Raw genomic sequence first — 19209 nt, forward strand, 5'->3', positions numbered from 1 at the left:
GATGAAATATACATATAAGACCCTTTTATGTTCAGGCCTTTTGTCTCTTGCAGTGGGGCTCGGCATGACGTCTTGCGAAGACTATTTGGATAAAAGTCCCGAATCGACTGTATCCGAAGAAGATGCATTCAAGAATTTCCGCAACTTTCAAGGATTCATAGAAGAAATATATAACTGTATTCCTGACAAGGAAAAATGTAACTATTGTACTTCCTGGAACTGGGGAGACGATGAACTTTTCAATTCTATGGGAGATGCCCACATGACGCATCAGGCAGACTTGGGTAATTTCCGAGCATGGCAAACCAATGGCCAGTGCTGGTTGTATAGAAATCCCAGCAACCCGGCTTCTACCGATAAGTTTCAACACTCTTTGTGGCCGCATTCCTGGTATTGCATTCGCAAGGCTAATGTCGGCCTTGCCAATTTGGATAAACTGGTAGGCACGCAGGAAGAAAAAGACTTGATCGCGGGTCAGCTTTATTTCTTCCGTGCGTGGTGGCATTTTGAGCTGATGACCTATTGGGGAGGATTGCCTTATATTGATCAGGTGTTCGACGCTACGCAAGAATTGAGATTACCACGTTTGAGTTATCAAGAATGTGCCGATAAGGCTGGAGAGGATTTCCGTCGTGCTGCAGACTTGTTGCCGGTAGACTGGGACAAGACCAGTGCAGGTAAGGCTACAGAGGGTAAGAACCAATTGCGAATCAATAAAATCATGGCGTTGGGTTATTTGGGTAAGAATTATCTGTGGGCAGGAAGCCCTTTGATGAAGAACGGCCCACAGCTGGGAGGTACTCAGACTTACAACTATGATGAAGACTATTGTAAGAAGGCCGCTCAAGCATTTGGCGAACTGCTGGCTTTGGTAGAAAGTGGCCAGACGCAATATGCACTTGCAGAGTTTAAATATAGCAATATCTACGATCACGAAAAGGAGAAAGGTGCGCAGACAAGCTACTCCGATATTTTTTATACCCGTCGCCAGAATTGGTTGATGCCGGGTTCGGTTGAAGCTATTTTCCGTGGTCCTTCTGCGGATTTTAATGGCAGTAACTGGAATATGACGAAATTGTGGGGCCCGAAAGTGGCAGGACTTGTTGACCACGATAAAATCATACACTTGCCAACGGCCAATCTTGTGGAAATGTATGGTATGGCCAACGGGCTTCCTCTTGATGACCCGCAATCTGGATTCGACAAGAGACACCCGTTTAAGAATAGAGACCCACGTTTCTATCATGATATCGTATTTGATGGTTTCCGTTATGTTTTGGCAGAAGACAAGTTGTCTGATGCGCAGAAACCTTATGCTTATTGTGAACTTTATACAGGTGCGGATATGCGCTCAATCGACCTTGGGAGCCGTTCCGGATATTTTTTCCAGAAACTGGTTCCTCATACTTGTAATGAAGGTGACAAGGAATATGACTGGGGTAGTAACTTGCATACCTATTTACCTTATATGCGTTTGGCGGATATTTACCTGATGTACGCTGAGAGTTGCGCAGCCTTTGGCGGTTCGTCTGCCAAATCTGATAACTGTACACTTACTTCACTTGATGCAATCAACAAAATCCGTACCCGTTGCGGTGCTGAGGGCGTGCATGATTCTTATATAGCAAACAATAAGAAATTCATGGATGAAATTCGTCGTGAACGTGCTGTAGAACTTTCTATGGAAGGTTTCCGCTTCAACGATCTGCAACGTTGGCTATTGCTGACTGAATCACCCTATACAGAAAAATATTCTGTAGAATTCGATCGGGTGGAGAGTGCCAATTTCTATAGAGAAAATGATCCTGCGGAAGCTGAAGTGGCTAATTATCGTCATGAACTGATTGTGAAGCGCATATTCGGCACGAAGCATTATTGGTTCCCCTTGCCTGATGATGATGTCTATCTTTATCCTGAGTTCGCACAGAATCCAGGTTGGTAATTAGTGGAGAGCTAAAAAGTATGTTTAATAATAAATGAATAAACAATGAAATATATACAAGCAAAATTCATTCTCTGTGCTATGCTGACCGTTTCTCCGATGTTTGTCGGTGCGCAGGCTACGGACTGGAATGAAACCGATTCATTGGTAAGTGAAAAAGACCCGATGGTGCAGGTGGCCTTTCGTAAAGTAAACCAAAAAGACCTTTTGGGTGGTGTTTCTGTGGTCAATGTAGAGGAACTTACGAAGAAAAATTATAATACTTATAGCCTGGATAATATGCAGGGCTATGTAGGTGGTTGGAATGGTAACTCATTGTGGGGAATGGATGGTGATAATGCCGGTTATCTGGTTCTAGTAGACGGTGTTCCCCGTGAGGCAAACAATGTGATGCCGTCTGAAATTGCACAGATTTCATTCTTGAAAGGTGCACAGGCAGTGGTTCTTTATGGCAGTAAAGCAGCCAAGGGCGCAGTGGTAATTACTACGAAGCGCGGAAATGTAGAGGGACTGAATGTTAGTGTCAGAGCCAATACCGGATTTCATGTAGCAAAGGCTTTCCCTGAATACCTGGGTTCGGCAGAGTACATGACCCTTTACAATGAGGCCCTCTTGAATGATGATCCTACTGCGAAACTCCGTTATACGGCCGAAGATATTTATAATCATGGTTCAGGGCTGAATCCGTACCGTTATTCAAATATCAATTACTATTCTTCTGACTATGTGAAGAAAGTATATAATCGTTCGGAAGTGACTGCCGAGATTACCGGTGGTGGTAAGCGTGCCCGTTTCTATAGCAATGTGAGCTATTATCGTAATGGAGATTTTCTAGATTTTGGTGAAGCTAAAAACAACATGACAGACCGTTTCAACGTGCGTGGTAATGTAGATGTAAACATCAATAGCTTTATCAATGCCTACATTAATGCCAATGCCACGTTCTACAATTCGAAAAGTGCAAAAGGTGATTATTGGAATGCCGCATCAACTGCACGCCCAAATTTTCCGGAATATGCATCCCCGCTTATTCCGTTGGACATGATTGATCCCAATGCTACAGCTGCCTGGGAACTGTTGAGTACTACTTCCAATATTATTGACGGAAAGTATTTCCTGGCTGGTACGCAGGCTAATCCTACTAATGCTTTTGCCGATAGCTATGCTGCCGGAAGCAGTAAGTGGACGAGTCGCCAGTTTCAGTTTGATGCTGGTGTGAATGTCGATCTTAATCAAGTTCTGAAGGGACTCTCATTCAATGCCATGTTTGCTGTGGACTATGCCACTTCTTACTCAACCTCTTTTGATAATAAGTATGCGGTGTTCGTTCCTGTTTGGTCCAACTATGGTGGTAAAGATGTCATAGTGGCATTGAACAAGGAAGGGAACGATGAAAGACCGGGTACTCAAAATGTAGGTGGCAGTGCGGATAAACAAACTATTGCATTTACCGGGCAGTTCAACTATCAGAACACCTTCAACAAATATCATAATGTATCGGCCATGTTTATAGCCAACGGCTATCAGCAGACGGTTTCAGCACAGTATCATCGCATCAGCAATGCTAACTTGGCATTACAGGCTGGTTATAATTATCAGCAACGCTATTATGCCGATTTTAGTGCAGCGTTGATTCATTCGGCTAAACTTGCCAAAGGACATCGTCAAGCTCTTTCTCCCTCGGTGACGTTGGGCTGGCGTTTAAGTAATGAAAGTTTCCTGAAGGATTCTCCGGTGGTAGACGATTTGTTGCTGAGTGTATCAGGTAGCATTATTAATCAAGATATTGATCTGGTGATGAATGATAATGAATTTTATCTTTATGAATCGGTATGGACTCAGAACGATGGTTATGCCTGGTATGATGGTCCGGCTGGTAAATACTCCATTTCTACCAGAAGCCAGAACAATGATCTTTCGTTTATCAAGCGTAAAGAGTTCTCTGTAAATCTTAAAACATCGCTTTGGAATAGGTTGATTACAGCTGATGCTTCGTTCTTCATAAACTCTATGGAGGGATATCTGATCAATCAGCCCACTTTTTATCCATCTCATTTGAATACAGGTTATCCTGCCGCATCATTTATGCCTATACAGAATTATAATAACAACCAGCGCGTAGGTTTTGATTTCAGTATAAATGCCAACAAACGTTTCGGCGATGTAGACTTATCGTTGGGTGTGGCAGGCACATATTACGATACTAAAATTACTAAGCGCGATGAACTTTATGATGAGGCCTATCGATATCGTGAAGGACGTCCCATTGACGGTGTCTGGGGACTTCAGAGTGCCGGATTATTCCAAAGCAAAGAGGAAATAGAGAACAGCCCCGAACAGAAATTGGGTAGTACGGTTCAACCCGGTGACATCAAGTATGTAGACCAGAATGGTGATAATGTGATTGACGATAAAGATGAAATCTTTTTGGGTAAAGGAGGCTGGTACGGTGCACCTTTTACACTTGGTATCAATTTTACTGCTAAATGGAAGAATCTAACTTTCTTTGTACTGGGTACTGGTAACTTCGGTGCTTACGGATTGAAGAATAGTTCATATTATTGGGTAGATGGTGATGATAAATATTCGGCTATAGTCCGTAACCGTTGGACTCCTGAAACTGCAGCTACTGCAACTTATCCTCGTCTGTCTGCGAGAAGTTCGGGTAATAACTTCCGTTCTTCAGATTATTGGCTGTACAAGACCGACCGTTTCGACCTGGCAAAGGTACAGATTACTTACGATTTGCCGAAACGCATTTTGCGCAACACTTTCATTAACGAACTGTCGGCCTATGTGAGCGGTGCAAACTTGCTTACTATTTCGAAAGAGCGTAAGCATATGGAGATGAATGTGGGCAGTGCTCCGCAAAGCAGATTCTATAATATTGGTGTGAAAGCTGTGTTCTAATCTAAAAAAAATGGTAAAAATGAAACTAAGAAATATTATACTAACTATGGTACTGTTGGCTACTTTTTCTGCTTGCGAGGATATGTTCGAACCTGCCAAGGAGAACAATCGTGGCGTTGAAGATATGCTTTCAGACCCCAATTATGCAGTAGGACTTTTGGGATATGGATATGCCATGCTGCCGTATGATAACTCCAGTGTAAATGATGTAGCTACGGACGATGCGGTGACTAATGATAAGGAGAGCAATTATTCGAAGATGGCTCTCGGTTCATGGGCATCGAACAACAATCCGATGGAACAATGGCAGGCCCGCAAAGCAGTCATACAATATCTCAATACATTTCTGGGTATTGTAGAACAGGTAAATTGGGCTGAAAATGAGGTGACAAGTAAGATGTTCATTGACAAACTCAGTGGAGAGGCTTATGCATTGCGTGCGTTGAATTACTACTATTTGCTGATGGCTCATGGAGGTTGGACGGCAGACGGACAGCTGCTGGGAGTACCGATGCTTCTTGAACCGGAAACCACCAGTTCAGACTTTAATCAGCCTCGCGCCTCTTTCAGTGCATGTGTGGAGCAAGTCTTTGCTGACTTGAATAAGGCTGTTGAACTGTTGCCTATGGATTATGAAAATATAAAGAGTGATGCGGAGGTACCTGCCAGATACAAAGAAATCGGTGCAAAGATGGGTAACTATAATCTTGTTTTCGGAACTTATCAGCGTGGACGCGTCACTGCTAGAATAGCCGAAGCTATCAAGGCGCAGGTTGCTTTACTTGCCGCGAGTCCTGCTTATCGTGAAGGTTCGGGGGTTACTTCGGAAACAGCGGCTAATTATGCTGCCACTGTGCTGAATCGCATTGGCGGAGTGTCAGGTCTCGACCAGACAGGTAATACTTGGTATATGAATACAAAAGACTTGGACAATCTAGGTTCAGGAGAAGTGCCTGCCGAAATCCTTTGGAGAGGAAATAAAAGTAATGGAACCGAAGACTGGGATATAGGTATCAAGCAGGAGAAGGACAACTTTCCTCCTACGCTTTATGGCAGCGGACGTATTAATCCTACACAAAATCTAGTTGATGCTTTTCCTATGGCTAACGGTTATCCTGTCGCTGACAAGGTCAATAGTGGTTATTTGGAAAATGCTCCTTATGAAAATCGTGATCCGCGTTTGGCAAAATATATATTGTTCAACGGATCAACATTCAAGGAAAAGGCTATCATCACCGGCACTTATCCTGATGCGGATAACAAACAGGATAACAACTTGAATCAATTGAATACTTCTACACGTACAGGTTATTATCTGCGTAAGTTACTGCGTGAAGATTGTAATGCCAATCCGAGTTCACTGAATGCCAAGTTCCATATTCCTGTCCGTATCCGCTATACGGAGATATTTTTGGCTTATGCCGAAGCTGCCAACGATGCTTGGGGACCAATGGGTAAAGGTGGTCATAACTATAGTGCATACGATGTGATTAAGGCTATTCGTGCCCGTGGTGGAGTGGGAGTTAATAACGGAGATGCTTATCTTGAGAGCATAAAGGGAGATAAGGATAAAATGGCTCAACTTATCCGCAACGAACGCCGCATAGAACTCTGTTTCGAAAACAAGCGTTTCTGGGACATTCGCCGCTGGCAGATGCCCTTGGCTGAAACAGCTAAAGGAATACGAATTGATAAAGTGGGTGAAAATCTGAACTATACTGTAATAGACGTAGAGAATAGAAACTACAAGGAGTATATGAATTACGGTCCTATACCTTATAGTGAAGTGTTGAAGTGGAGCAATCTGAAACAGAATAAGGGCTGGTAATCAAATAATTATAAAATGCAAAAATGAATATGAAAATCTATAAATTATTATCTATAATATTTTGGGGTACCATGTCATTTGCTTTCTCCTCATGTGAGAATGCAGACAACTCTTTTCCCGATTATGAAGGCGGTGTCAGTGTATATTTTGCCTATCAATTCCCGGTACGAACTATCGTGTTGGGCAATGATCCGGTGGTAGACAATTCGGCTGACCGTCAGCACAAGTGTGCCATTTATGCCACAATGGGAGGAGCGTATGGTGGGAGGAACATCACCATAGATATTGCCGTTGACAATACGCTTTGCGATAATCTCTTTTTTGAAGACGGATCACCGGTATTACCTATGCCTTCTACATATTATACATTGGCGGGTGATAAAATTAAATACAACGGTGAACATTGGGGAAATGTGGAGGTGCAGCTTACCGATGCTTTCTTTGCTGACGAAAAAGCATTGAGCAATAATTATGTGATTCCTGTAGTGATGAAAAAACAGACTGGTGCCGACCGCATTCTGACAGGTACTCCTTTGATTGAAGGCGATGCTCCGGCACGTCCTAACTCGGATTATTGGAGTGTGTTACCTCAAGATTATGTGCTTTATTGTGTAAAGTATATGAATCCATGGCAGGCTTCCTATTTGCGTCGTGGTACGGATCAGATAACCGAGAATGGTTCTGTAACTACTGTGGTGCGTCATGCGGAGACGATTGAGAAAGATGAGGTTTGCTCGCTGGATACCCGTTCGCTCACGACCTCCGTTTTCACGGTCAACACGGAGCAAGCCGATGGAACCACGCTGGCCTGCGATTTGTTGCTGACATTCAACGATGCGGGTGAGTGTTCCATTACTACGGAGACATCGGGAATGACTGCTTCGGGGACAGGCAAATACGTGGTGGATGGTGAAAAGAAAGCATGGGGAAACAAAGACCGCGATGCGCTTTATCTGGACTATACCGTTGACTTTGGCATCCGGAAGTATGCCACGAAAGATACTTTGGTGATGCAGACGCGCGGAACGAACAAGATAGAAACTTTTGTTCCTAAGTATCGTGCCAATTGAGCGGAAACGTTTAAATGACCGATTAACATAATGTTGGATAATAACTAAAAACATTCAATCATGAAAAAGATTTTAATATCTATATTTTTATGTCTTCCTCTTCTGCTTTGTGCACAAAGCGGATCGGTTGTCGATATCACGGGACGTTATACCGCAGTGTTATATGATCCTGCTACGCCTCCCGTAACGGCTGATTTAGGTAGCCATATGTTTCTGAATGCCTTGTCCGGATTTGTCCGTATCACAATGGACGTGCCGGATAGTTCATTGCATTATGAATGGGAAGCTTATTCTTCGGATGGTTCGGAGGTTTCTTTGGAATATTCCGGATCGCATAATGAACGTTATCTGAGCTTGAACGGTACACCCAGAAGGGTAACCATAACTGTATTCTTGAAGAATGGTACCGGTCCTTATGATATAGTGAATTCAAGAAGTTTTTCATTTACCACTTATCGTTAGCCTTGATTGCATATTGATGAAAAGAATAAGAAATATGTTAATAAATGATTATACAATGAAAACAATTAAATACTCATTATCCTTGGGCTTATTGCTATTGCTTGCCTCTTGTGCCGATGACCAGATCGTTGACTTCAAGACTGAGAAGCCGGAAAGTATGGCCCAATATGAATATCTCAATGCTTACGATGCATTGAAAACATATATAGACCGAAACGCAAGTCCCGACTTTAAGTTGGGAATTGCGCTGTCGGCGAGTGATTTTCTGAAAGGAGAAGTGGTGCGTACTATGGCCATCTCCAATTTCGATGAGATGACGGCAGGCAATGCCATGAAATACGCTTCGTGCGTGGCTAATGACGGGTCGATGGACTTTGGTACCGTAGAGAAGTTTGTTTCTGCGGCAAAAGCCGGAGGTCTTACTATTTACGGACATACGCTGGCTTGGCATGCACAACAGAATAATAAGTACCTGAATTCGTTGATTAAAGATAAAGAGATGGACGTAGATCCTGATGAAAAGGTTGATATTGAGGATTATGTAGTGGATTATTCTAAAGATGCATATACTTTCTGGAATCAAGCACCTGAAGGTACAACCATCGGGGTGAACTCTTCTGAGGGTTGTCTGGAGATTGTAAATCCCACTCCTGCCGAACAGAATTACTTCGTTCAGTATCATACCACAATTGATGGACTTCCGATTCTTACAGGCAAGGAGTATAAGTTGAAAATGATGCTCAAAGGTTCAGCTAATGGTCACCTCGCTGTCAGTGTAGGCCCTTGGTCAGGCAGAGTCGATGGTGGATTTGATTTCGATACGGAATGGAAAGAGTATGAGTTTGCTTTTAAAGCTGTGGCTGATGGTGGCCACGTGATGACTCAGTCCGGTCTTTTTGCAGGAACTATTCAAATTAAGTCTGTTAAAATAACCCACTCTGAAGCTCCCGCAGTGGAGGTTGAGCAAGAGACGAAAGTGCAAACTTATCAAGATGGTCCATTCCCATTTTATGCAATGGGTTGTGAACCTCCTGTCATAGATGGATGTATACATTTTGTGCCTGATGGTGAGTGGCGACAGTTTTTTGTAGTTCCTGGTGGCGAGAATTCACTTGAAGAAGGAAATTATGTCTTTTATCTCGATCTGAAATCCGATAAAGATGGCTCTGGCGTACAACTGACTGTACAGAACGGCTGGGGAGGAGATGCTCAGAGTATTACGGTTCCTGTAGCCATTCAGGAAGGCAGTCATGTCGTTAAGCTGGATATTCCTAATGTTGTGGGGGGGGATTATGATGTTATCCTTAAGCCACAGACTTGTGACGCGACACTTGATCTTAGATCAGTTAAGATTTGCAAAGTAGTGAAGATGAATTCTATTCCTCTTACTCCTGAAGAGAAGAAAGATACCTTGACATGGGCCATGAATAACTGGGTAGAAGGTATGATGAAAGCTACAGGTGGTTATGTAACTGTTTGGGATGTAGTGAACGAAGCTATTTCCGGTGGTGGTGATGATGGAGAAGGATTCTATGTATTGCAATCGGCAAGCAATGTTTCAGAGAACGATGCTCAGAATAATTTCTACTGGCAAGATTACTTAGGTAATGAGGATTATGCTCGCATTGCTGTGGCTGCTGCCCGTAAGTACTATGCTGAGAACGGTGGTACTGCTCCTCTGAAACTCTTTATCAATGACTATAATCTGGAATCTGACTGGGATGATAACAAAAAGGCTAAGAGCTTAGTACATTGGATTAAGAAATGGGAAGCCGACGGCGTGACACAGATTGACGGTATCGGTACTCAGATGCACGTAAGTTGCTATGCCAATGCTGCTACTCAGAAGAGTAAGGAAGAGCATGTGGTGCAGATGTTCGAAATTTTAGCTGCAAGTGGTAAACTCGTGAAGATTTCCGAACTTGATATGGGATATATAGATGAGAACGGTACCAGTGTGAAAACAGAGAATATGACAGAAGCTCAGCATAAAGCGATGGCAGAATACTATAAGTTCATCGTGAAGAAGTACTTCGAGATTATTCCTGCTGCTCAGCAGTATGGTATTACGCAATGGTGTGCTACCGATGCTCCCAGTGATTCTGGCTGGCGTGGTGGTGAACCCGTAGGCCTTTGGGATTCCAACTACAGTCGTAAGCATACCTATGCAGGTTTTGCTGATGGTTTGGCTGGAAAATAATAGAGTTTTATGAGAAAAGGCAGCGGGGCATAATGTGAAACCGCTGCCTTTATTGTTGTAATAAAAATCGAATAACAATGAAAAACATATTATTTATTTTGAGTTTGGTCATTTGGTGTAGTTGTAGTAGTGAAATACCTTTTGATACTAATAGGGCAGAAGATATGACTGTTACACGAACTACGAATTCGGATAGCGTATATTATTTTGAAGGGTATTTTAGTCAATTGCAACCGATTGTGACATTACCGTACAAAAAAATTCTATTAGGCAAACTATTGTTTCTTATAGACAAGTAGGTGCTACTGCGGCAGATATAGTTCCTGAGGTGGTGAGTAAACCTACATGGGTGAATAGAATTGATTTTTTGAATCCTTATTATAAAATATATGAAGTATTTATTTCAGTAGATGCAAATACTTCTGTAGAGAAGAGAGTAGGAAGTATTATACTAAAACAACCGGAATCTAATAAAACATTAAATATTGGGATTACTCAAAACGGAATTAATAATTATATAATCGTTTCAGTGAAAGAACTTTACTCCAATCATCCATTGTTTACTGCTACTACAACTTATCCCGTAGAAAAAGAGATCAACTGTAGAATTCCGTACGAAGCATACAATGATGGGGGAAAGTATGACGGCAATGCATCAATCACTATTCCGAAAGGAGAAACGAAAGGAACTTACGAAATGGATTATAATGGCTCTCCGTTAGTTTATTATCATGGTGATATAAAAGGCTATAAACTATATGAGGGAATTATTACAGGAGATGATATTTATAACTATAGTTTTGTTCGCTATTGGTGATATTATAATAAACAGGTCTGTTGGGGCTTTCCATTTAATATGTAACGTCAGCAGATAATGGTGTAATTTGGAATATTTGTTGTAATTTATTAAAGGCATGAGGCGGCTTCGTAATATCTTGAATATCAATGCTTATAGGATATGCTACATTCAGTATACGACTGAACCCTATTCAGTATACGAGTGAATGGCATTCAGTATACGACTGAATTAGGTTCGATATACGATTGTATCCTTCGTTTGCATTATTCGTAAAGAATGTAGATTGCCATTCACTCTCTTGCTTTAGCTTACAATTTTCAAGTCCTTAAAACAATGAAGAACAATATGAGAAAAATAATTTATTTATTGACACTGCTCTTAGGGATGTCTTTAGCGGCTTGCTCGGACGAGACTATTCCTGAGCAGCCGGAAAAGCAGGAACCGGAACAGCCTGTCGAACCGAATCCGGACCCGGAACCTGGGATTCCCGTCGAAGCCAAGTTGCCGGTATTACGTGTAGAAGGGCGTTACCTTAAAAATGAAAAGGGAGAGATAGTCAATCTGCATGGTTTTACGCAGACTTACAGCCCTTTCTTCAATAACAATGCCTGGGGTAACTATGACGTGCAGGCATGCTTCAGGTATAATAAGAGTATGGTAGACGGAATTGTGGCTGCCGGATGGAAGTTCAATTTCGTGCGGATGCACCTCGATCCGTATTGGAGTGATGACCCCTCCATGCAGTCCGTGAGATATGAAGGACATGAACGGTTCTCTGAAACCCGTTTTCGGAAGTATCTTGAAGAGTTGTTTGTGCCGATGGCAGAATACTTTATTTCCAAAGGAATGTATGTGGTGATGCGTCCGCCCGGAGTCTGTCCGGCTGATGCTCCCTATCAAGGTATAGAAATAGGAGACTCTTATCAGCAGTTTTTGCTCAAAGTGTGGGATATTGTTTCGCAACATCCTAAACTGAAAAATAATACGGATGTTATGTTCGAGCTTGCCAATGAACCTGTCAGAATAAAAGGTACTGACGGAACATACGGCAGTAGCGGTGACGGTCATTTCAAGAATCTCCAACTCTACTTTCAGGCTATAGTAGACAAAATACGTGCCAACTGTCGCAACATTGTTTGGGTGCCGGGATTGTCTTATCAGTCATCTTACGCCGGATATGCCATTCACCGTATCGAAGGGGAGAACATAGGCTTTGCCGTTCACTGCTATCCCGGTTGGTATGGTAGCGATGCCGAGGAAGACAGCGGTGAAGGAATCGGCTCTTCCACAGGAGGAGGTTATGACGCTTTTCAGCGGGGTTGGGATGCGCAAGTAGGTCCTGTGGCGGCTTTCGCTCCTATCATGGTGACTGAAATAGACTGGGCTCCGAAGAAATATGATGCCACTTGGGGTAAAAGTATTACAGGAACGGCAGGTGGTGAAGGTTTTGGTGCCAACTTCAAATATATAGCCGATAATTCAGGTAATGTTTCCTGGTTGTTCTTTACAACGAGGTCACATGAACTGGCAGCGTTTAAAGATGTGCCGGGTGAACCGGGCAATTACACTTTCCTCAATGATCCCGAGGCCTGTCCGTGGGCGATGTACCATTGGTTCAAGGAATATGCTGAAGGGATAGTAGTGAATGGGGAACTGGAAAAACTGGAGTTGATGGGACAAGAGGGAGAACTTCGTCTGCAAATGGGTGGTACGAATTATCTCAAAGTGAAGGCTGTTTATTCTGATGGAACGGTACGGATGGTGACTGCGGAAGCGACTGTCAACAGTTCAGATACAAACGTGCTGAAAGTAGAACAGACGGCCAAATTGGTAGCTGTGGCACCCGGTGAAGCTACGGTAACCGTTACATATCAATCGGCTACCGGAGTCAGTAAGCAACTGGCATTGCCGGTTACGGTAATTTCTCCTTTCTCACTGACAGCAGATGTCTTCAATCCTTCTATATGGGAGAAAGGCACGTTCGACGAGAACACCCGCACACTGGTGACGGGGCAGTATGGTTTCGGAGGATGGCAATATGACAGTGGACTTGATTTGTCAGGATATAAGACTGTGACCGTAGAGCTGGGTAACGATAATGAGAGTGGTGTTTCGTTCCGTCTGTTTGATAAAAACAATTATTGGAGTGAGCCTGCTGCGTATGATTTCGGATCTTCGCGTAAGATTGTAGTGGAGTTGAACAATATGAAAGATAAGAACGGAGGAAAGATTGATCCTTCGCATCTTTACATTGCAGGTTTTTGGTCAACAGGTGGAAAACCTATTGTGATAGCTAATGTCTCCTTAGCAAATTAAAAAGACATATCAACTCTCATCTTTCCGAGAGTTTGATATAATTTGTGCATTTTATAATATCTTTCCTGCATCCTCTGTGAAGAGTGTGCAGGAATACAAATCTGTAATATTTATCTAATATTGATATTCAAATGTCTAAAATTGCAAATCAGTGATCGGATTCATGCCTTATTTTTGCAGATATATATGAATGGTCTGATAAACTTTAAATAAAAGATATGATGAAGAAGATAATTGTATGGTTGGCTGCAATGATGTATACACTGTCCGGTTATGCACAAAATGCACCTTGGAATATTCAGAGTAAAGTAGTTACGGATACTCTTTTTAGTAAAGTATTGAATTCAAAGCGTGCTTATACTGTTTTTCTACCCAAAAGCTTTGAACAGAATAAAGAGAAAAAATATCCTGTTCTCTATCTTTTGCATGGAATGTGGGAGACAAATCCGGTTTGGACTGAACGTGGTCATGTGAAAGATGTCATGGATCGGCTTGTAGCCAGTGGAGAAGCGTGTGAGATGATTATTGTTACTCCGAATGCCGGTGGAAATATCCATATGGAGTGGAACGGATATTTTGATATGCCGGGTTGGAAATATGAGACTTTCTTTTATACGGAATTCTTGCCCTATATAGAGAAGAAATTCCGGGTGATAGGTGATAAGCAACATCGTGCCATTGCCGGTTTGTCAATGGGAGGTGGCGGAGCTACTAATTATGGTCAGCGCCATAGTGATATGTTCTGTGCAGTCTATGCGATGAGTGCCCTGATGTCTATTCCTGAGCAGGGAGCAGTGCCTGCTGATGATCCGAATTCGAAGATAGCGATACTTACCCGTAGTGTTATTGAAAATAGCTGTGTGAAATATGTGATGGAGGCTGACGAGAACCGTAAGGCTGATTTACGTAGTGTTGCCTGGTTTGTAGATTGTGGGGATGATGATTTCCTGCTTGATCGTAATATAGAGTTTTATCAAGCTATGCGTAACACTGGCATACCCTGCCAGTTCAGGGTGCGTGATGGAGGGCATGATTGGGAATATTGGCACTCGGCTCTTTATCAGTGTTTACCTTTCGTAACCCGGATATTTGGTAAAGAATGAATATGTATATAGAAATAATAAATAATAGACAGATTATGAGAACATTTGTATTTACATGCTTACTTCTTTTAGGCATGACGACATTTGCACAAGATGCGAATTTTCATGTCTATCTGTGTTTGGGACAATCGAACATGGAGGGAAATGCAAAGGTAGAAGAACAGGACACAGTGTCAGTTGACAGCCGTTTTCAGGTATTAGCGGCTGTCGATTGTCCTAATTTGGGAAGGACTAAAGGGAATTGGTATAAGGCGGTTCCTCCTTTAGCACGTTGCTATACGGGCCTGACTCCGGGAGATTATTTTGGACGGGCTATGGTGGCTAACCTGCCATCCAATGTGCGGGTAGGGATTATCAATGTTGCCGTAGGTGGTTGCAGGATAGAACTGTTTGACAAGGATAACTATCAGTCGTACGTAGAAACTTCTCCGGACTGGCTGAAGAATATGGTAAAAGAATATGGTGGCAATCCTTATGCACGTTTGGTTGAGATGGCAAAGCTTGCTCAAAAGGATGGGGTAATTAAAGGTATTCTACTGCACCAAGGAGAGTCGAATACAAATGATAAAGACTGGCCTTCAAAAGTAAAGGGAGTGTATGATAATCTTTTGAAAGATTTGGGATTATCTGCTGCTAATGTGCCTTTACTGGCGGGTGAGGTGGTACATGCGGATCAGAATGGAGTCTGTGCCAGCATGAATACAATCATTGATAGTTTGCCACAGGTAATTCCTACTGCACACGTCATATCCTCTGCCGGTTGTCCGGCTGCATTCGATAATCTTCATTTTACAGCCGAAGGATACCGGATGTTGGGAGCACGCTATGCTGCTAAGATGCTTTCTATTTTGGGATATGGAGATTGGACATCTGCCCAGAATATGAAGTTGTGGTATGGTCGTCCGGCACAAGACTGGCTGGAAGCTCTGCCACTGGGTAATTCCCGTTTGGGAGCTATGGTATTTGGCGGAACTGCCCGTGAAGAACTGCAACTCAATGAAGAGACTTTCTGGGCCGGCGGACCTTACAATAATAATAATCCCAAAGGATTGCAGGTATTACCTGAAATACGCCGTCTTATTTTTGAAGGCAAAACTCTGGAGGCACAGAAACTTATTGATGAGAATTATATGACGCCTCAGCATGGCATGCGCTACTTGACGATGGGGAGTCTTTTCCTGAATTTCCCCGGACATGAGAATCCTTCTGAATATTACCGGGACCTGAATTTGGAGAATGCTACTGCTACCACCCGTTATGAAGTGGATGGAGTGAAGTTTGTCCGTACGGCGTTTGCCTCTTTGAGTGATGATGTGATTATTGTCCGTATTCAGGCGGATAAGGCAAAGGCTTTGGATTTCGCCATATCATACAACAGTCCGCTGAAATCAAATGTACAAGTAAAGGGTGGCAAACTGATTATCTCCTGTCAGGGAGCTGAACATGAAGGAATCCCTGCTGCTATGCGTGCCGAATGCCAGGTGCAGGTAAAAACTGATGGTAAAGTGAGTAAGGAAGAGAGTGCACTTGCTGTAAATGGGGCTACCGAGGCTACTTTGTACATATCGGCAGCTACCAATTTTGTGAATTACCATGATGTTAGTGCTAATGAATCAAAGCGTGCGGCTACTTATTTACAGAAAGCCATCCGTGTTCCTTATGAACAGGCTTTGAAGAGTCATATCGCCTCTTACCGTAAACAATATGACCGTGTGGCCCTGACTTTGGAAAGTACTAAAGTTTCTGCTTTGGAGACACCTGTCCGTGTACAGCGTTTTATAGAAGGAAATGATATGGCGATGGCGGCTTTGATGTTCCAATATGGTCGTTATTTGTTGATTTCTTCTTCGCAACCCGGTGGTCAGCCTGCTAATCTTCAGGGGATCTGGAATCACAGTCCATATGCTCCCTGGGATAGTAAATATACGATTAATATCAATGCGGAGATGAATTATTGGCCTGCTGAGGTAACCAACCTGAGTGAGACGCATGAACCTTTCTTTGACATGGTGGCTGATCTTGCGGTCGCAGGCAGCGAGACAGCTAAAGTTCTTTATGATGCTAAAGGTTGGGTGGCACATCATAATACGGATATATGGCGTGCCTGCGGACCGGTGGATGCTGCAAGCTTCGGCATGTGGCCTAATGGAGGTGCCTGGGTGGCACAACATCTGTGGCAACACTATTTGTTTACCGGTGATAAAGAGTTTTTAAAGAAGTATTATCCGATATTAAAAGGAACTGCTGATTTTTATTTAAGTCATTTGGTGGAACATCCGAAGTATAAGTGGATGGTTACGGTACCTTCCATGTCTCCGGAACATGGTTATCGGGGTTCACAAACAACGATTACGGCAGGTTGTACAATGGATAATCAGATTGCTTTTGATGCTCTTTACAGCACACTTCAGGCAAGTCGTATTCTGGGTGGTGATAAACAGTATGAAGATTCTTTGCAGAATATGTTGGGCAAGTTGCCACCCATGCAGATTGGCAAACATAACCAATTGCAAGAGTGGCTGATTGATGCTGATAATCCGTTGGATGACCATCGGCATATTTCGCACTTATATGGTTTATATCCCGGTAATCAGATTTCTCCGACTACAAATCCTGAGTTATTCCAGGCTGCCCGCAATACTTTGATACAGCGTGGTGACATGGCTACCGGTTGGAGTATCGGTTGGAAGATTAATTTCTGGGCACGTATGCTGGATGGCAATCACGCTTATAAGATCATACAGAATATGCTTCATCTTTTGCCTAATGATAAAGTTCAGAAAGAATATCCTGAAGGGCGTACTTATCCTAATTTGTTTGATGCCCATCCGCCTTTCCAGATTGATGGTAACTTCGGTTATACGGCAGGAGTGGCAGAGATGTTGTTGCAAAGCCATGACGGGGCGGTACAATTGTTGCCCGCATTGCCCGAAGCATGGAAGAAAGGAAGTGTGAAAGGACTTGTTGCCCGTGGCGGTTTTGTGGTGGATATGGAATGGGATGGCGTTCAACTGAATAAGGCGAAGGTACATTCTCGTTTGGGCGGGGTACTGCGCATCCGTTCTTATGTTCCTTTAAAAGGAAAAGGGGTGCAAGTGGCAGACGGTGCTTGTCCGAATCCTCTGTATGCACCGGCAGTTATAAAAGAACCAATCGTTTCAAAACAGATAAATCCTCAATCTCCGATTCTCTATCGTACTTATGAATATGATATTGTTACTCAGCCGGGAGAAGACTATTTGCTGGAGCGTAGCATGTAATGATATTAGTAGTCTATTAATTGTGACAAAACCTTGAAATGATAAAACTTACAACTTTATTTGCGGTTAGTGTTAGCCTGATACTTTCCGGCTTTTGTTCACTTGGAGTTCAGGCTCATCCTATTCAGGAAAATAATAGTGGGGACCCGGTCCCTGCAGGAGCTTATTATACTGATAAATATCGGAATTTGTTTAATGAGTATTTAGGTATTTCTCAACAACAAACCGACCGGAAAATGGAGCAAATCTGGAATCACTTCTTTGTGAATGAAAAAACAAAAGTTTACTATGAGAGTGATGACAATACTGCCTATATTTATGATACCGGGAATCAGGATGTACGTACAGAAGGAATGTCCTATGGAATGATGATATGTGTACAGTTGGATAAGCAGGCTGAATTCGATAAGTTATGGCGGTGGGCCAAGAAATATATGCTGTATACTTCGGGCAAATGGTCGGGATATTATGCCTGGCACTGTACACCTCATGGTGTTAAGATAGGTAAGGAGCCGAGTTGCGCTTCTGATGGCGAAATTTACTTTATCACTTCCTTGTTCTTCGCTTCTCACCGTTGGGGGGATGACGGGGCATATGATTATAATAAGGAGGCCCAGAAAATATTGAAAGATGTTATGTCTAAAGATGGTTCCCAAGGCGTTTATAACCTGTTTAATACTGAGAGTAGACTCGTTACATTTGTACCGGAAAAGGTCTATTATAACTATACGGATCCTTCTTATAATCTGCCTGCTTTCTTTGAACTTTGGGCTTTGTGGTCTGACACTAATAAGGAATTCTGGAAGCAAACACCTGATGCAGCCCGTCGCTTACTGACTGATGCATCACATAAAAAGACGGGGCTATTCCCTGATTATTCTGCATTTGATGGTACTCCTTGGAAACCTAAGAATTGGGGGTATGATACAAGAAGATATCAGTTTGATGCTCTCCGCTGTGCCATGAATGTCGGTATGGATTATTATTGGTTTGGAAAAGATGCTGCTAACCAGACAAAGATGATGAGTCGATTGCTTAACTTTTTCAAGCAAGATAATTTTACGCACGAATATTTCAATGTGGATGGTTCAGCACCTGCCGGTAATTATTCAACAGGTATGATTGGTGCAAATGCTGTCGGAGCTTTTACATCGAATGACAAGAACCTGGCGAAAGAATACATACAGAGACTATGGGATGAACCATTACCCACAGGTAAATTTCGTTATTACAGCGGTATGGTATATATGATGTCTATGCTGCATGTCAGTGGAAACTTCCGGATTATCAAGTAGCTTGATGGATAGAACACGTAAAGT

General features: G+C 42.7%; 11 protein-coding genes. All 11 read left to right on the forward strand.

The window, feature by feature from the left end:
• The first annotated feature begins 1 nt into the window (after window position 1).
• The 11 genes from K6V21_RS12490 (at window position 2) to K6V21_RS12540 (ending at window position 19185) form a co-directional block, all read left to right on the forward strand.
• On the forward strand, window positions 2–1942 hold the full coding sequence (locus K6V21_RS12490; protein ID WP_224321973.1) for a RagB/SusD family nutrient uptake outer membrane protein: 1941 nt from the start codon (window positions 2–4) through the stop codon (window positions 1940–1942).
• A gap of 45 nt (window positions 1943–1987) precedes the next feature.
• A complete protein-coding gene (locus K6V21_RS12495; RefSeq protein ID WP_224321974.1) occupies window positions 1988–4852 on the forward strand; it encodes a SusC/RagA family TonB-linked outer membrane protein in 2865 nt (954 codons plus the stop codon).
• 19 nt (window positions 4853–4871) lie between these two features.
• The gene (locus tag K6V21_RS12500; RefSeq protein WP_224321975.1) at window positions 4872–6680 is read left to right on the forward strand and encodes a RagB/SusD family nutrient uptake outer membrane protein; all 1809 of its coding nucleotides are present in this window, start codon (window positions 4872–4874) and stop codon (window positions 6678–6680) included.
• 23 nt (window positions 6681–6703) lie between these two features.
• Window positions 6704–7750, forward strand: a complete 1047-nt coding sequence (locus K6V21_RS12505) for a DUF5627 domain-containing protein (RefSeq protein ID WP_224321976.1) — start codon at window positions 6704–6706, stop codon at window positions 7748–7750.
• Window positions 7751–7810: 60 nt separating this feature from the next.
• Window positions 7811–8212: a hypothetical protein gene (locus tag K6V21_RS12510; protein ID WP_224321977.1), complete on the forward strand. Its 402-nt coding sequence runs from the start codon at window positions 7811–7813 to the stop codon at window positions 8210–8212.
• Window positions 8213–8267: 55 nt separating this feature from the next.
• On the forward strand, window positions 8268–10412 hold the full coding sequence (locus K6V21_RS12515) for an endo-1,4-beta-xylanase (protein WP_224321978.1): 2145 nt from the start codon (window positions 8268–8270) through the stop codon (window positions 10410–10412).
• 349 nt (window positions 10413–10761) lie between these two features.
• A complete protein-coding gene (locus tag K6V21_RS12520; protein ID WP_224321979.1) occupies window positions 10762–11229 on the forward strand; it encodes a hypothetical protein in 468 nt (155 codons plus the stop codon).
• Between the two features lie 327 nt (window positions 11230–11556).
• Window positions 11557–13527 (forward strand): cellulase family glycosylhydrolase, encoded by a 1971-nt coding sequence (locus K6V21_RS12525; protein WP_224321980.1) that lies wholly within the window; start codon window positions 11557–11559, stop codon window positions 13525–13527.
• A gap of 221 nt (window positions 13528–13748) precedes the next feature.
• Window positions 13749–14630 (forward strand): alpha/beta hydrolase, encoded by an 882-nt coding sequence (locus K6V21_RS12530; RefSeq protein WP_224322035.1) that lies wholly within the window; start codon window positions 13749–13751, stop codon window positions 14628–14630.
• 35 nt (window positions 14631–14665) lie between these two features.
• Window positions 14666–17890 (forward strand): glycosyl hydrolase family 95 catalytic domain-containing protein, encoded by a 3225-nt coding sequence (locus tag K6V21_RS12535; protein WP_224321981.1) that lies wholly within the window; start codon window positions 14666–14668, stop codon window positions 17888–17890.
• A gap of 38 nt (window positions 17891–17928) precedes the next feature.
• Window positions 17929–19185, forward strand: a complete 1257-nt coding sequence (locus tag K6V21_RS12540) for a glycosyl hydrolase family 8 (RefSeq protein ID WP_224318711.1) — start codon at window positions 17929–17931, stop codon at window positions 19183–19185.
• The last annotated feature ends 24 nt before the right edge of the window (window positions 19186–19209 follow it).

The organism is Bacteroides cellulosilyticus (assembly GCF_020091405.1).
Taxonomy (GTDB): Bacteria; Bacteroidota; Bacteroidia; order Bacteroidales; family Bacteroidaceae; genus Bacteroides.

Coding starts and splice junctions, on each gene's coding strand:
- K6V21_RS12530 (WP_224322035.1), top strand. CDS start 13,749: ATGAAGAAGATAATTGTATGGTTGGCTGCAATGATGTATACACTGTCC.
- K6V21_RS12515 (WP_224321978.1), top strand. CDS start 8,268: ATGAAAACAATTAAATACTCATTATCCTTGGGCTTATTGCTATTGCTT.
- K6V21_RS12490 (WP_224321973.1), top strand. CDS start 2: ATGAAATATACATATAAGACCCTTTTATGTTCAGGCCTTTTGTCTCTT.
- K6V21_RS12500 (WP_224321975.1), top strand. CDS start 4,872: ATGAAACTAAGAAATATTATACTAACTATGGTACTGTTGGCTACTTTT.
- K6V21_RS12540 (WP_224318711.1), top strand. CDS start 17,929: ATGATAAAACTTACAACTTTATTTGCGGTTAGTGTTAGCCTGATACTT.
- K6V21_RS12510 (WP_224321977.1), top strand. CDS start 7,811: ATGAAAAAGATTTTAATATCTATATTTTTATGTCTTCCTCTTCTGCTT.
- K6V21_RS12525 (WP_224321980.1), top strand. CDS start 11,557: ATGAGAAAAATAATTTATTTATTGACACTGCTCTTAGGGATGTCTTTA.
- K6V21_RS12495 (WP_224321974.1), top strand. CDS start 1,988: ATGAAATATATACAAGCAAAATTCATTCTCTGTGCTATGCTGACCGTT.
- K6V21_RS12505 (WP_224321976.1), top strand. CDS start 6,704: ATGAATATGAAAATCTATAAATTATTATCTATAATATTTTGGGGTACC.
- K6V21_RS12535 (WP_224321981.1), top strand. CDS start 14,666: ATGAGAACATTTGTATTTACATGCTTACTTCTTTTAGGCATGACGACA.